11 protein-coding genes and 1 tRNA gene are annotated in these 15,295 nt (G+C 48.0%); 11 read left to right on the top strand and 1 reads right to left on the bottom strand.

Annotated elements, in window-relative coordinates:
• The first annotated feature begins 2 nt into the window (after positions 1–2).
• The 11 genes from D568_RS0111080 to D568_RS0111030 all read left to right on the top strand — a co-directional run bounded on the left by D568_RS0111080 (position 3) and on the right by D568_RS0111030 (position 14,226).
• Positions 3–566 (top strand): helix-turn-helix domain-containing protein, encoded by a 564-nt coding sequence (locus D568_RS0111080; protein WP_020209671.1) that lies wholly within the window; start codon positions 3–5, stop codon positions 564–566.
• Positions 567–591: 25 nt separating this feature from the next.
• Positions 592–2,721 carry a fatty acid oxidation complex subunit alpha FadB gene (gene fadB, locus D568_RS0111075; protein WP_020209670.1) on the top strand — a complete coding sequence of 710 codons (2,130 nt, stop codon included), beginning with the start codon at positions 592–594 and terminating at the stop codon, positions 2,719–2,721.
• Positions 2,722–2,731: 10 nt separating this feature from the next.
• Positions 2,732–3,907 carry an acetyl-CoA C-acyltransferase FadA gene (gene fadA / locus D568_RS0111070; protein WP_020209669.1) on the top strand — a complete coding sequence of 392 codons (1,176 nt, stop codon included), beginning with the start codon at positions 2,732–2,734 and terminating at the stop codon, positions 3,905–3,907.
• A gap of 43 nt (positions 3,908–3,950) precedes the next feature.
• Positions 3,951–5,303 carry a hypothetical protein gene (locus tag D568_RS0111065; RefSeq protein WP_157497827.1) on the top strand — a complete coding sequence of 451 codons (1,353 nt, stop codon included), beginning with the start codon at positions 3,951–3,953 and terminating at the stop codon, positions 5,301–5,303.
• 133 nt (positions 5,304–5,436) lie between these two features.
• Positions 5,437–5,521: transfer RNA gene (locus D568_RS0111060), tRNA-Leu, on the top strand.
• Between the two features lie 73 nt (positions 5,522–5,594).
• Complete coding sequence (gene tig / locus D568_RS0111055; RefSeq protein ID WP_026286991.1) at positions 5,595–6,908, top strand: trigger factor; 1,314 nt, start codon at positions 5,595–5,597, stop codon at positions 6,906–6,908.
• A 167-nt stretch (positions 6,909–7,075) separates the two neighbouring features.
• Positions 7,076–7,714 carry an ATP-dependent Clp endopeptidase proteolytic subunit ClpP gene (gene clpP, locus D568_RS0111050; RefSeq protein WP_020209666.1) on the top strand — a complete coding sequence of 213 codons (639 nt, stop codon included), beginning with the start codon at positions 7,076–7,078 and terminating at the stop codon, positions 7,712–7,714.
• Between the two features lie 114 nt (positions 7,715–7,828).
• A complete protein-coding gene (gene clpX, locus D568_RS0111045) occupies positions 7,829–9,136 on the top strand; it encodes an ATP-dependent Clp protease ATP-binding subunit ClpX (protein WP_020209665.1) in 1,308 nt (435 codons plus the stop codon).
• 139 nt (positions 9,137–9,275) lie between these two features.
• On the top strand, positions 9,276–11,690 hold the full coding sequence (gene lon / locus D568_RS0111040; RefSeq protein WP_020209664.1) for an endopeptidase La: 2,415 nt from the start codon (positions 9,276–9,278) through the stop codon (positions 11,688–11,690).
• A gap of 266 nt (positions 11,691–11,956) precedes the next feature.
• Positions 11,957–12,229 carry a nucleoid-associated protein HU-beta gene (gene hupB, locus D568_RS0111035; protein WP_020209663.1) on the top strand — a complete coding sequence of 91 codons (273 nt, stop codon included), beginning with the start codon at positions 11,957–11,959 and terminating at the stop codon, positions 12,227–12,229.
• Between the two features lie 134 nt (positions 12,230–12,363).
• Positions 12,364–14,226, top strand: coding sequence for a SurA N-terminal domain-containing protein (locus D568_RS0111030; protein WP_020209662.1), 1,863 nt, complete (start codon positions 12,364–12,366; stop codon positions 14,224–14,226).
• Positions 14,227–14,336: 110 nt separating this feature from the next.
• Here the strand turns inward: D568_RS0111030 and D568_RS0111025 are convergent, their stop codons facing one another.
• Positions 14,337–15,293: a GGDEF domain-containing protein gene (locus D568_RS0111025; RefSeq protein WP_026286990.1), complete on the bottom strand. Its 957-nt coding sequence runs from the start codon at positions 15,291–15,293 to the stop codon at positions 14,337–14,339.
• Positions 15,294–15,295 lie beyond the last annotated feature (2 nt).

Raw genomic sequence — 15,295 nt, 5'->3', positions numbered from 1 at the left:
AGTTGAGTGTTCCAGATTCTTCGGTATCTTTAGGTCTTCGCTTAAAAACAATACGCGAAGCCAATGGCCTCTCTCAAAGGGAATTGGCAAAGCGAGCGGGCGTCACCAACAGCAGTATTTCGATGATAGAGCAGGGGCAGGTGAGCCCAAGTGTGCAGTCGTTAGAAAGAGTTCTGTCTGGCTTGCCGATGTCACTTTCTTACTTCTTTTCATGTGGAATTGAAGAAGACAGTGAAAGTTTTTTTCATTCAGAGGCTATGCCTCGGCATGAAAAACCTTATGGTTATATGCAGCTGGTGGCAGAAAAAATGCCCCAAAGAAGAGTAACGCTCAAACGATTTGTTTTTGAGCCCGATACAGACACAGGGGATGCCCCTTTGACCAGTTTTTTTGATCAAGTAGGGTGTGTTTTTTCGGGAGCGATTGTGCTTTCGGCGGGCGTTCGAGTGCGTACCTTATCGGCAGGAGATTGCTTTTATCTGCGCGCTTATACGCCGTTTCGTGCACGTAATGAATCAGCTTCGGAGACTGCAATTATTATGGTTTCTTCGGCGGCTGGTGAGTAATCATTAATAATGGGCAGGTGGCAATATGTTTCAAGGTAAAGCGATTCGCCTAGAGCTTCAGGATACTTTCGCGCAACTTATTTTTGCTGCGCAGGGGCCAGTGAATATATTTAATCGGGAGGCTGTAAAAGAATTTACGCAGGCTCTGGACATTCTGGAGCATGAGACTATAGATGGGCTGTTAATCTCAAGTAGCCACAAGGACTTTATTCTGGGTGCTGATATTACCGAGTTTACGCCATTGTTTGAAACGGGAGCAGAGGCGATAAAAGAGTATTTGTCGGTTAATATCGATAATTTTCATAGGCTGCAGTCGCTCCCATTTCCCACTATTGCTCTGCTTAACGGGATGACGTTGGGTGGTGGTTTGGAATTGGCGCTGGCTTGTGATTTCAGGGTGGCTGACCGTACAGCTAAATTAGGTTTGCCAGAAGTAAAGCTTGGCATTATCCCGGGTTGGGGCGGCACAGTAAGGCTTCCACGGCTGGTGGGTGCTGATACAGCCATTGAATGGATATGCAGTGGCCGTCATTACAATTCAGAGGATGCTCTTACCTCCGGGGTGGTGGATGCGGTGGTCGCTTCGGAGAACCTTCAGAGTTCGGGGCGTCAGTTGATTGCCCAGGTTGTCGCTGGAGAGCGAGATTTTCAACAGCGACGTCGTGTAAAAACAGAACCCTTGTCACTCAACCCAATAGAGGCACAGCTGGTTTTTCAGTCCAGTATTGGCGTTGTAACGGCAAAATCAGGAAAACACTATCCGGCTCCAGTTGCGGCAGTTAAAGTTATGCAGCAAGCGGCTGGTATGAGTGGAGAAAATGCCCAGCAAGCGGAGTTAGATGCTTTTTTATCCGTTGCCATGAGCGAAACCGCTCGATCTCTCATTCAGGTTTTCGTGTCGGATCAAGCTGTAGGTAAGAAAGCCAAAACTTGGGCAGCGCTAGCCGAAAAACCGTGTTCACACGCAGCTGTGGTGGGTGCCGGAATTATGGGGGGAGGCATTGCCTATCAATCCGCTTTAAAAGGCGTTCCGGTAGTCATGAAAGACATTGAGCGCAAGGGGATTGAGTTGGGTTTGAATGAGGCGAATAAGCTCCTTCATAAGCAGATAGACCGAAATCGTTTAACCGCCCCCCAAGCCTTAGAGGTATTAAGCCGAATAGATCCGACACTTACTTACGCTGATTTTGCTGGCGTTGATATCGCCGTTGAAGCCGTGGTGGAGAACGAAAGGGTTAAGCAGTCGGTGCTCTATGAAATGGAACAGGCGTTACCGAGCAGCGCGGTGTTGGCCTCGAACACCTCAACGATTTCTATTACCCGGCTTGGTGAACAGTTGAAACGGCCGGAGCAGTTCTGTGGAATGCACTTTTTTAATCCGGTGCCGGCTATGCCGCTGGTTGAAGTTATTCGTGGCGAACATACCGGCGAGGAAACCATTGCCAGAGTCGTAAGTTATGCCCTTCAATTAGGGAAAAAGCCAGTGGTGGTGAACGACTGCCCAGGCTTTTTGGTTAACCGGGTTTTATTTCCTTATTTTGCCGGTTTTTCAATGTTGGTCAACGATGGTGTGGATTATCAACGCATCGATAAAGTTATGGAGTCGTTTGGCTGGCCGATGGGGCCTGCGTATCTGCTTGATGTGGTTGGGCTCGATACTGCAGTGCACGCCGAAGCCGTAATGGCGCAAGGTTACCCGGACCGAATGGCTCGGCATTACAAGTCCGCAATGGAAATGCTGGTAGAGAATAAATTTCTGGGGCAGAAGTCCGGCTCTGGCTTTTATGTTCACGGCAAGGATAAGCGGGGCAAGACTTCCAAGAAGTTGAATCAGCAAGCATTGGAAATACTTGGGATTAATAATCCTTCGCAAATTTCAGATGAAGATATTGTTTTGCGTATGATGATTCCCATGGTTAATGAGTTAGCGCGCTGTTTGGAGGAGAAAGTGGTTTCATCTGCGGCGGAAGCTGACATGGCTATGATTTATGGCACTGGTTTCCCGGCTCATCGTGGTGGAGTACTGCACTGGTTGGATCGGGTTGGCATTGACACGTTTGTTGATGACATGAGTGCCTACCAGCATTTGGGGGCACTCTACATGCCCGCTGACTTGCTGTTGAGTAAGGCCCGTCAAGGCTCAGGTATCTATTAAGGAGGTTTCCATGGCATTTGAAAAGAATGATCCGGTTATCGTCGATTTTGCTCGCAGCGCCATGGGACGGTCAAAAAATGGCTGCTTTCGCCATACCCGTGCTGACGATATCTCAGCCACCGTAATACGAGAGCTGCTTGAGAGAAGCCCTCAGTTGAACCCGGCGGATGTGGATGACTTGATTTGGGGTTGTGTTTTACAGCGCGAAGAGCAGGCATTTAATATTGCTCGCTACGCGCTGCTATTAGCGGGGATGCCGCACTCTGTTCCCGCGCAAACGGTTAATAGGTTATGTGGCTCTTCTATGGCGGCGTTACACATGGCCAGCGCTCAAATTCGGGCAGGCCTTGGCAGTGTGTATCTTGTTGGTGGCGTAGAGCATTTAGGCCATCTGCCAATGTACGAGGCCATCAAACCCAACCCTAGGCTCGGCTTGTCGGTAGCAAAGGCGGCAGGCAATATGGGGGTCACGGCTGAGTATTTAGCTCAGTTGCACGGTATAGAGCGCCATCAAATGGATGCGTTTTCGTTGCGCTCGCATCAGCTTGCAGCACAGGCTCGTCGAACAGGTTTGTTTGAACGAGAGATTGTACCGGTAGAAGGGCATGATGAGCTGGGCAATACAATTATGGTGACTGCAGATGAAACCATTCGTGAAGATACCACTGCCGAAGGGTTGGCGGCACTTAGGCCAGTTTTCGATCCCGTAAACGGCAAGGTAACCGCTGGCAGCTCCTCGCAGTTATCCGATGGGGCGTCTGCCATGTTGGTAATGTCTTACCAGCGCGCCTGTGATTTGGGTCTGCAGCCTATTGCGCGGATTTTGTCACAGGCAGTTGCGGGGGTGGACCCATCAATTATGGGGTATGGTCCTGTGCCTGCAACACAAAAGGCTTTGGCGTTAGCGGGGGTCACCATAGATGACATTGATTGCGTCGAATTAAACGAAGCGTTTGCGGCTCAAGCTTTACCGGTGTTAAAAGATCTGAATTTGCTGGATGTCATGGATGATAAAGTCAATTTGCATGGGGGCGCGATTGCGTTGGGACATCCTTTTGGCTGTTCTGGTACCCGTATAACTGGCTCACTACTGACGGTGATGGAATCTCGTCAGGGGACCTTGGGGCTTGCGACCATGTGTATTGGCTTGGGACAGGGCATATCCACGGTTATCGAACGCTGCTGATCTGGTAAACTGCCGCCTTTAATTGTCAGAGGTTGATGTCGCTTTGCGAATTCAGTTTACTAACGACCCCGAGGGGCAGGTCGAATTATTAAAACGAGATAATGTTGCTGGTTTGCGAACCATCAGTTTTCAGCATTACGAGTTTTACTCTTCGCGTCCATCGAATATCCGCTTGTTAGCAGTGCTAGGACACTGCAGCGGCAGACCTGTTGCGATTATCACGAAAGATGAGCCGCAGGCTAGGCAGTTGATCGAGGCTTTCGAGAGTCTTGATGAAGTAGAAAGTCTAGCTGAACGTCTCCACTCGCCAGTCTTATCGCTCGATACGCCAGTGCACCTAAAGCCTACACATATAGCCAAGCCGTGGGGGCAGGAGGTTTGGTTTACGGGGATGGAGGTACGTGGGGTATCTGGCGTCGGCTGTGTCCGATATTCCATTCCATTACCCTGGCTCTTATCGCTAATGCCGAACACTTTTAGCGCTGGCCAGCCCGAACAGCTCACCCTACTGAAAATACTTGATCCTTTGCCTGATGAGGTTTTCGGTGACCTCTATTTTGAAATGCATGAGCGTAAACAAGAGGTGTATGTGGTGACACACATCGATAAGCGTGCATGGCCAAAGGGGGTTGGGGGTATAAGGTTCGGGTTTAACCAAAAGTTGCGAGCGGAATACTCAAATGATGTTGAGTTTAAAGCAGCTTATTTATCCTCGGTAAAGCGCTATGAAAAAGTTCGGCGTGAAATCGATGCTTGCCTGGATATTGAAAAAAAAAGGGATGGCTTGGCAGTTAATGAGCCGGTCCAGCCACAGCAAACCAAATGCTGGATGAAAGGACTTTCCGTTAAGCTGGTAGAGCAGGAGGCGCGGTTGCGTGAGCAGATGAACGCGTTCAGCAACCTCATGCCCTTAAAAGTTGGAGATGTAGTGCAAGTACCCTGTATGACGCCTCATTCGCTTTTGCATGGTGTGCGTACAGTCGAGTTCCAAACTCCGGTTTACGAGCGCAAAATTTTGTCTTTCGCGCAAAAAGTACTAACGCAGGACAGTTGGGATACCGAGGAGGCGTTGCAGGCGGCTAAGCTTGACATCGATCCGTCAGTGCCAGCAGAAAAGGTTGAGTTGACCCGAGGGTTGACCAGTCAGTTAATCGTTAATTTTGATGATTTCAAGGTTTGGCGTATACGGGCGGAGCAGTCTGTTGATTATGCGCTGCCAAGTGTCGGGGTTTATCGATTACTGATGGCTGTGAGTGATGGTTTGACGTTGGCCGATCAAAAAATGGCGGCAGAGCAGGCTGCTTTAATCCCCGCAAATGCCGGATCACAGAGCCGTTTACGTATGCCTGCGGGAGCTGTGGCATTACTGGCAGAGCCAAATAACGCTAATTGTTAATAACATTTGTTGAACCTCTCGCCGGTCTATGGCAAAATTGCCACCCTTCTCGTAACCGGCAGCTCGATTTTTTGAAAAAACTTATAAAAATCAGAGTATTAGGGTTACTGATTTGATTTGCCAGCTAGGCAATGCGGTCGTGGTGAAATTGGTAGACACGCCAGATTTAGGTTCTGGTGCCGCAAGGTGTGAGAGTTCGAGTCTCTCCGACCGCACCATTTAATGTAGACGTGTCAGGCAGGGTCTGGCACCAAATGATGTCTAAGCATCGAAGTTATGCACGAGGATACTATGCAGGTTTCAATTGAAACGACTTCTGGTCTAGAGCGTCGCCTGACTATCGGCGTACCCGCTGATACCGTAGAAGGCGAAATTGAAAAGCGACTGAAAGAAGCCGCTAAAAACATTCGCATCAACGGTTTCCGCAAGGGTAAAGTGCCTTTGAAAATCGTCAAGCAGCGTTATGGTGCTGGTGTTCGTCAGGAAGTTGTGGGTGAAGTGATCAGCCGCTCTTTCTATGAGGCCGCGCAAAAAGAAGACGTTAAGCCTGCAGGTCAGCCAAGTATTCAGCCCAAGCAAATGAAAGAGGGCGAAGATCTGGAGTTTGTAGCAACTTTTGAGGTCTATCCTGAGGTTGAGCTTGGTGATGTAAGTGGCTTCAAAGTAACTCGCTACACCGCGGACATCACGGATGAAGACATCGACAAAATGATCGAAACATTGCGTAAGCATCAGGCGACCTGGGAAGAGGTTGATCGTGCTGCGGCCGATGGCGATCAGGTGAATATTGATTTCACTGGAACCAAAGATGGCGAAGAGTTCCAGGGTGGTAAGGCGCAGGGGCACAATTTAGTGCTTGGCTCAAAATCCATGATTCCTGGCTTCGAAGACGGAATCGTGGGCATGAAAGCCGGTGAAGAGAAAACCATCAAGGTTACCTTCCCCGAAGATTATCAAGCCGACGAGCTCAAGGGTGCTGAAGCTGAGTTTGCGATTAAAGTAAACTCTGTTTCTGAGCAACAATTGCCTGAGCTGAAAAAACCGTTCTTCCAAAAGTTTGGTCTGGAAAAAGGTGGAATTAAAACGTTCCAGAAAGAAGTCAAGACCAACATGGAGCGTGAGCTGAAAAACGCACTTAAGGCTAAGGTAAAGTCTCAAGTTATGGATCAGCTGCTAGAGTCTAACGAGGTTGAATTACCTAAAGCGCTGGTTGCCAACGAAATTCAGGTGCTGCGCAATCAGATGATGCAACGTTTTGGGCAGCAGCCTAAAGGCTTTGATGCAAAATCAATGCTTCCTGACACCATGTTTGAAGAAGATGCAAAGCGTCGTGTCGCTCTGGGGTTGATTGTGGGCGAGGTGGTTAAAAAGGCTAAAATCAAGCCGGAAGCCAAAGCGGTTCGTAAGATGGTAGAAGAGATAGCCAGTACTTACGAAGACCCTCAAGAGGTTGTGGATTACTACTATAGCCAGCGCGAGCTTCTCTCAGGTATTGAGTCGGCGGTTCTTGAGGATCAGGTTGTAGAGCACATTATAGAGCAGGCAGAGGTGAGTGAAGAGACTGCAAGCTACGATGAAATTATGCAGCCAAATGCCGAAAAATAACCCTTATTGAGTAAAAAAGCCGCGAAACGCCTGTTTCGCGGCCTCCCCCTCCAGCTTTTCTCTTTCTTTACTGGCAATGCGCCGTCTCACAGGTTAAGCTCCCTGCTATTGGGCTTGCTTAGCTGCAAGTCAGTGTTTGGAATGTTATACAGAAGGGTGTTTCATTGATGTCATATCAGCTAAACGACAGCCGATCTCAAGATATTACAGCCAGTGGCTTAGTGCCTATCGTGGTGGAGCAAACCGCTAGAGGGGAGCGCTCCTACGATATTTATTCCAGGCTATTAAAGGAGCGGGTGATTTTTCTGACCGGTCAGGTTGAAGATCACATGGCGAACCTGGTAGTGGCGCAGTTGCTGTTTTTAGAAGCGGAAAACCCGGATAAAGACATTCATCTCTATATTAATTCTCCTGGTGGGTCTGTAACCGCGGGCATGTCGATTTACGATACCATGCAGTTTATTAAACCCGATGTAAGCACTATGTGCATGGGACAAGCCTGCTCTATGGGGGCTTTCTTGTTGGCATCAGGTGCAGAAGGTAAGCGTTTTGCGCTGCCAAACTCTCGGGTAATGATCCATCAGCCTAGCGGTGGAGCGCAGGGCCAGGCTTCGGATATTAATATTCATGCTCAAGAAATCTTAAAAATTAGACGTCGTCTAAATGAGTTACTCGCTAAGCATACTGGACAAACTCTGGAGCAGGTAGAGCTGGATACTGAGCGAGATAAGTTTATGTCTGCTGATGAGTCAAAGGAATACGGTATTATTGACTCTGTTGTCGATAGCCGTATTCAGGCAAAATAAGTTTACTTAAGAGTAAATTCAGTGCTGTCTGTGGGCAATTAAAGCCACAGGCTTGAAAATTGGGGTTGAAGGGCGCATCTTTTAATCCGTGGCAGAGAAATTGGGAGTGGTTTAATGACCGATCACACCGGAGAAAACGGCGACAAAAACGGCAAGCTACTTTATTGTTCGTTTTGTGGTAAAAGCCAGCATGAGGTCCGTAAACTGATTGCGGGCCCCTCGGTGTTTATTTGCGATGAATGTGTGGATTTATGTAACGACATTATTCGTGAAGAGATCCAGGAGAGTGCTACGGAAGGGCAATCTGAAAAGTTGCCTAAGCCTAGTGAAATATCAGCAATTCTTGATCAGTATGTGATTGGTCAGCAGCGGGCTAAGAAAGTGCTGGCTGTGGCTGTGTACAATCACTATAAGCGACTAAGGGTTGGTGGCAAAGGTAAAGATAAAGACGCCGTAGAGCTGGGCAAAAGTAATATCTTGCTGGTTGGTCCCACTGGTAGTGGTAAAACGCTTCTGGCTGAAACCTTGGCGAGACTGCTGAATGTTCCCTTTACAATCGCTGATGCAACGACGCTTACTGAAGCCGGCTATGTGGGTGAGGACGTCGAAAACATCATCCAGAAACTGTTGCAAAAATGCGACTATGATGTGGAAAAGGCTCAGCAGGGAATTGTTTATATTGATGAAATCGATAAGATTTCACGTAAATCGGACAACCCTTCAATTACTCGTGATGTTTCCGGTGAGGGTGTGCAGCAGGCTTTGCTTAAATTGATTGAAGGTACTGTTGCCTCTGTTCCTCCTCAGGGTGGACGAAAGCACCCGCAGCAAGAATTTTTGCAGGTTGATACGGGAAATATCCTTTTCATCTGTGGCGGTGCTTTCGCAGGGCTGGATAAAGTTATTCGTGATCGCTCTGAGAGGGGTGGCATTGGTTTTGGCGCAGAAGTTAAAAGCAAGAACGATGACAAGAGCTTTGGTGACACTTTACACGAACTAGAGCCCGAAGATTTGGTTCGTTATGGGCTTATCCCTGAGTTTGTTGGTCGTCTACCCGTTATTGCAACACTGGATGAGCTTGACCGCGAAGCTTTAGTGGAAATTCTGGCAGAGCCAAAGAATGCTTTAACCAAGCAATACCAGCGATTATTCGATATGGAAGGTGTTGAGCTGGATTTCCGTCGGGATGCTTTGGAAGCAGTGGCACAGAAAGCTATGGACCGTAAAACGGGTGCCCGCGGGCTTCGCTCTATAATGGAGTCGGTGTTACTTGATACGATGTATCGAATTCCTTCTGAAGAGCATGTAAAAAAAGTTGTGGTGGATGAGACTGTGATTAAAGGCGAGTCTGATCCAATTTTGGTGTACGAAAATAGTGAGCCTGCTCAAAGTCAGGGGCGGACTGCATCAAAAGAAGAGTAAGTTGAGTGTGATACTTTAAGTAAAAAGGGTGCCTCTGGCACCCTTTTTGCGTTTTAGATGGGTGTAAAGGTTGTAATACACCCGGTCTGCCCCCAATGAATGGGCAGATCCTGAAGATATACGTTAAAGGGGGTCAGAAATGTATCAGAGCGAGCAAGGTGATATGAATACAGATTTACCCTTATTGCCATTACGTGATGTAGTGGTTTATCCGCACATGGTAATACCATTATTTGTAGGTCGTGATAAGTCTATAGAGGCGCTTGAGAGCGCCATGCGGGCCGACAAGCAAATTGTATTGGTTGCACAGAAAAATGCTTCGGATGATGACCCTGCTCCTGATGCCCTTTACAAGGTGGGAACCTTGGCGACTATTTTACAGTTGCTTAAATTGCCTGACGGCACCGTTAAGGTGCTTGTAGAGGGGGGGCAGCGTGTCACAATTGATAACGCCTTGGAGCAGGACGGCCATTATCGTGTGGCTGTAACCGCTCATGAGGAAGAGCGTTTGGACGCCGTAGAGGCTGAGACGTTGATCAAGACAGCCAAAGAGCACTTCGAGCAGTACGTCAGCTTGTCTCGTAAAGTGGCTTCAGAAGTAATGAGCTCTTTAAGTGGTATTGATGATCCTGGCCGGTTTGCTGACACCATTGCTGCCCACATGGCTTTGGAGCTGGAGCAAAAGCAAGCGGTTCTCGAGATTGTAGGCATCCGTGAGCGTATCGAAAGTCTGCTGGAGCTAATGGACGGCCAAATTGATCTGCTTCAGGTGGAAAAGAAGATTCGCGGACGCGTTAAGAAGCAAATGGAAAAAAGTCAGCGCGAATACTATTTGAATGAGCAGATGAAGGCCATTCAAAAAGAGCTTGGCGACATAGGGGAAGAGGCCAATGAAGTTGATGAGCTGGAGCAAAAAATAGCTGACAGTGGGATGCCTGAAGAGGCGAATGAAAAAACTCGAGCTGAACTTGCCAAGTTAAAAATGATGTCCCCCATGTCTGCCGAAGCTTCGGTTGTTCGTGCTTATATTGACTGGATGATCAAGGTTCCATGGAAAAAGCGCAGCAAAGTTCGCCATGATTTAGAGCGCGCCGAAGAAGTTCTTGAGCGCGACCATTACGGCCTGGAAGAGGTCAAGGAGCGAATTCTTGAATACTTGGCTGTGCAAAAACGTGTGAAGAAGATAAAGGGGCCCATTCTTTGTCTGGTGGGGCCTCCGGGGGTTGGTAAAACTTCATTAGGGGAGTCAATAGCTCGTGCTACTAATCGTAAGTTTGTTCGCATGGCGCTAGGGGGGGTCCGGGATGAGGCTGAGATTCGCGGCCATCGGCGTACCTATATAGGATCTTTGCCTGGTAAGTTAGTGCAAAAAATGGCTAAAGCCGGGGTGAGAAACCCGTTGTTTTTGTTGGATGAAATAGACAAGATGGGTATGGATAACCGTGGTGACCCTGCATCTGCGTTGCTTGAAGTCTTAGACCCTGAGCAAAATAGTCATTTCAATGATCACTATTTGGAAGTGGACTACGACTTGTCTGATGTGATGTTTGTTTGCACCTCGAATAGCATGAACATTCCTGGCCCTTTGCTAGATCGCATGGAGGTTATACGTATTCCGGGTTACACTGAAGACGAAAAGCTTAATATTGCTCGTAAATATTTGATTCCTAAGCAGCTTAAGGCTAATGGGCTGAAAGAAGGAGAAATGAGTATTGAGGATGATGCGGTAAGGGATGTCATCCGTTTCTATACTCGTGAGGCTGGCGTTCGTGGCCTGGATCGTGAGATTGCTAAGCTTGCTCGAAAGGTGGTTACTCGCCATGTTAAAGAGAAAAGTGGCGGGCAGGACAACGTTAGCTCGGCAGACCTTGAAGCTTTGCTGGGTGTGCGTAAGTTCGATTTCGGCCGAGCAGAAAGTGATGACCAGATTGGGCAAGTGACAGGTTTGGCTTGGACCCAAGTTGGCGGTGAGTTGTTAACCATTGAGTCATCTGCGGTGAAGGGCAAGGGGCGAATAGTAAAAACCGGCTCTCTTGGTGATGTCATGCAAGAGTCAATTCAGGCGGCCCAAACAGTTGTACGTTCTCGTGCCCAGGTTTTGGGAATTGCTCCTGATTACCATGAGAAAGTGGATGTGCATATACATGTCCCCGAGGGAGCTACACCTAAAGATGGGCCAAGTGCGGGTATTGCTATGTGTACGGCGCTTGTGTCGGTGCTTACGGGTATTCCCGTTAAAGCTCAAGTGGCTATGACCGGCGAAATCACTCTGCGTGGTGAAGTGCTGCGCATTGGCGGTCTTAAGGAGAAGCTATTGGCGGCTCATAGAGGGGGAATCAAAACAGTTTTGATTCCGGCTGATAATGAGCGTGACCTGAAAGAAATACCCGATAATATTAAAGCCGATTTGGATGTTCGGCCCGTCAAATGGATTGATGAGGTATTGCAGGTGGCGTTGCAGCATACCCCCAAGCCTCTGTCGGATGAAGAATATCAAGCACTGGAAAAGGCGGCTGAAAACAAGCCCGCAGAAGCAAGGATTAGCGCCCATTAACATGTTACTTTGTGTAACCAATATTGAGTTTCTGCGCAATTCTAAGCCCCGTTAGTCGGGGCTTTTTGTTTAAAACGCGACCAAATATAGGTTTGCTTACGCAATTACTAAGAGCAGCCTTGACCCACACTCTGCCACTTGGTATAAATCGCAATTCAATAGTGAGTGGTGCTGAGCCGCACTGGGTTAGCCTGATGTCGCCAAATCAAAAACACACTGCACAACTATAAACACGTGTTCTGGAAAATCTATTTAAGGGGTTAAACGTGAACAAAACTGAGCTGATCGAAGCCATCGCCGCATCTGCGGATATTTCCAAAGCTGCTGCTGGCCGTGCATTGGACGCCGTTGTCGACGGTATCACCGATTCATTGAAGAAGGGTGACCAAGTTGTGCTGGTAGGGTTTGGAACCTTTTCTGTTAAAGAGCGTGCTGCTCGTACAGGTCGTAACCCGCAAACTGGCGCAGAGATTCAAATCGCTGCTGCGAATGTTCCCAGTTTCAAAGCGGGTAAAGCTCTGAAAGACGCTGTAAATTAATCGGCTTCGATTAAGATAAACATCGATAAATAACCTTGTATTTATCGATGAAATAAGGCGCATCACAGATGCGCCTTTTTTATGTTTAATAAGTATTAGTGTCAACGTAGACACAATGGGTCTGGGAGCAGAACATGTTACAAACCATGCGGGACAACTCTAAGGGTGTTGTTGCGGGGATACTAGTCGGGCTGCTGGTAATTATTTTTGCGCTATCGGGGGCTGAAGCCCTGTTTAGCACCGCTAATAATACCCAAGTAGCCTTGACCGTAAATGGCCAAGAAATAACTGAAACAGAGGTGTTACGCGCTGTTGAGCAGCAAAAGGTGCAGCTTCGCAATCGTTTTGGTGATTCGGTCCCAGAAAGCTTTCTCTCGAATGAGAATTTGCGTCAACCGGCTATTGATCGTTTAATTGACAGAGCTGTAATGATACAGGCTGCAGAAAGCGCCAACATGGCTATCTCCCGTCAGCGCATTGATGATGTTATTGTTTCCATTCCCGCCTTCCAAAACAGTGCAGGCCAATTCGATCCTGAAGTATTTACAATGGCTTTGCGTCGCCTTGGTTATACCCCAGCCAATTATCGTACTGAGTTGTCTCGGGATCTGATTGTGAATCAGTTGGCAAATGGAATTACAAATTCTGGCTTTGCGACTGCTGCAGAGGTGGAATATCTGGCTGAACTAAATAATCAAACACGAGATTTTTCGTACGTAACCCTAACCGTTGAAAGTTTGTTAGATGAAGTAGAGGTGTCTGAGGCAGAGATTGCCGATTACTACAAACAGAATGCAGAGCCTTTCACAGAGCCAGAGAAGGTTATCGTCGAATATATTGATCTAAGTGTTGAGCGCTTGATGGCATCCGAAGAGCTTTCTGAGGCGGAAATCAAGTCGTACTTTGAGGAAAATATAGACAGCTTTACGCCGGTGGTAGAGCGTCATGTAGCTCACATTTTATTGGAAGAGGCGAGCGAGGCTGAGCTTGCGCAGGTGCAGGCAGCAATTGACAGTGGGCAAGATTTCGCAGAGCTGGCACAGCAGTACTCTGATGATATGGGCTCTAAAGATATGGGCGGAGATCTCGGTGTCACAACTGGAGATGCTTTTCCTGAAGAATTTGAAGAGGCCTTGGCGCAGTTGAATGTTGGAGAAGTTTCCGCGCCAGTTGAAACGGACGCAGGTACACACTTCATAAAGTTGGTGGATATGTCTGGTGGTGAAGCACCAGACTTTGATGCCGAGCGAGACAGTATTGCCGCGCAGATTAAGCGGGCGAGGGCTGAGGGGCGCTTTGTGGAGCTGCTGGATCGCCTTGAAGACTTGTCTTATAACGCCGAATCTTTGGCTGATGTGGCTGACTCCCTTGGGCTGGAGGCTCAGAGCACAGATGCCTTTTCTCGAAATGGCGGAAATGGGGTGGCAGCTTATGATGCTGTAGTCCGTGCAGCTTTTGGCGAAGAGGTTTTAGAGTTCGGAAATTCAAGTGAATTAATTGAATTAGCCTCGGATCGAGTTGTGGTGGTTAAACTGCTGGAGCGCGAAGCTAGTTTTGTGAAGCCGTTGGCTGAGGTGCAGAGCGATATCCGAGCTACTTTATCAGAGCAGAAAGCAGATGAGGCACTTCGCCAGCGAGGAGATGCTTTAGTCCGTCGTGTTGAGTCTGGAGAAGATTTGGCTGTGGTGGCTTCCAGCGAAGAGTTAGAGTTGGTGGAAGTAACTGAGGGGGCTCGTTCAGATACCTCCCAGCCTCGCAGTGTTATTGAGTTTGCTTTCTCTTTGCCGCGTCCAGTAAGTGGAAGTATTGTGGACGGCTCAGCGGGCAATGGGGAATATCATATTGTGCAGCTTAAAAAGGTGGCTGTGCCTGCCGTTGATATGCCTGAAGAACAGCAGCAAGCCATGCGACAAGGCGTTGCGGGCTTTTATGGTTCGGCTGACTTTGAATCTTTTAGCAATTATTTGCTTGAAACTGCCAATATAGTGGCTGAGTAACAATATTTAGATCGTTTAGCTTTACTTCATTTCAGCTTAAGAGCGACTAATATGTTTAATGGCGTGTCTCTTTGAGGCGCGCCATTTTATTGCACGGCTCGTGATGAAGTTCAGTTCTGGGTGCTTTGATTTCTGCCGCGATTTTTGCTGTGATAAAGTGCTTGATCGGCGCGCTTTATCCAGGTTTGTGTATTCTCAATACTCTCATTTAGCTCGCAAACTCCAAGGCTAATGGTTACCCGGATCTCATTCTGCGCCATAATTCGCTGATTTTCGACTCTATTGCGCAACCGTTCGGCAAATTCCAGCCCTCCATCACTATCTGTGGCGGTGAGGATGACACAAAACTCCTCTCCACCATAACGTCCGGCCACGTCGGTTTCCCTCATCTCTTCTTTTAAGCATTGACTTATGACACGTATTACATCGTCCCCGACGCTATGACCATGAGTGTCGTTGACTCTTTTAAAGTGATCGATATCGAACATGATCAATGTGCAGGGAATATGATAGCGATCAAAACGTTTAAACTCTTGCTCAAGGCAGCTCTCCCAGTAGCCTCGATTAAAAAGTTGGGTCAAATGGTCAATTCGGCTCAAATCTTCCAGACGATTATTGGTTTCAGTTTGGGTGATTTTGCTGATAGCGGTGTCAGTAACATCGTATAAAATCAAGCAAATATGCGAAACTTCTGCATGAGTGTTGAGTAAAGGGATAATAGTGCTGTTTTGGTACATAAATTCGGCGCTACCGGTAATGGGGCGGTAGTGCGGAAAGTGGAAAAGGTAAGGGCGCTGCTCCCAGGTGGTGAAGGCGGCGCTTTGCAGGACAAAAGCGGGTTCGGCCTTGCGGCAAAACCATTCTTGCGGCAGCTGAGGGAATACATCAAACAATGATTGGCCTAAGACGTGCTCAGGGGCCTTACCGCTGTGGTTCTGCATAAACTGGTTCCACAGGCAAACCTGATACTCCCGGTCTAAGACAACCAGGCCAACATCAATATTTTGCAGGATGTCCATTAGCCAATGGACATCTTTAAGAAAGTGATTTATGTCGTCTTGAGCCATCT

It is taken from the genome of Gilvimarinus chinensis DSM 19667, from assembly GCF_000377745.1.
GTDB classification, from domain to species: domain Bacteria; phylum Pseudomonadota; class Gammaproteobacteria; order Pseudomonadales; family Cellvibrionaceae; genus Gilvimarinus; species Gilvimarinus chinensis.
This window is presented reverse-complemented; position numbering and strand designations above follow the sequence as displayed.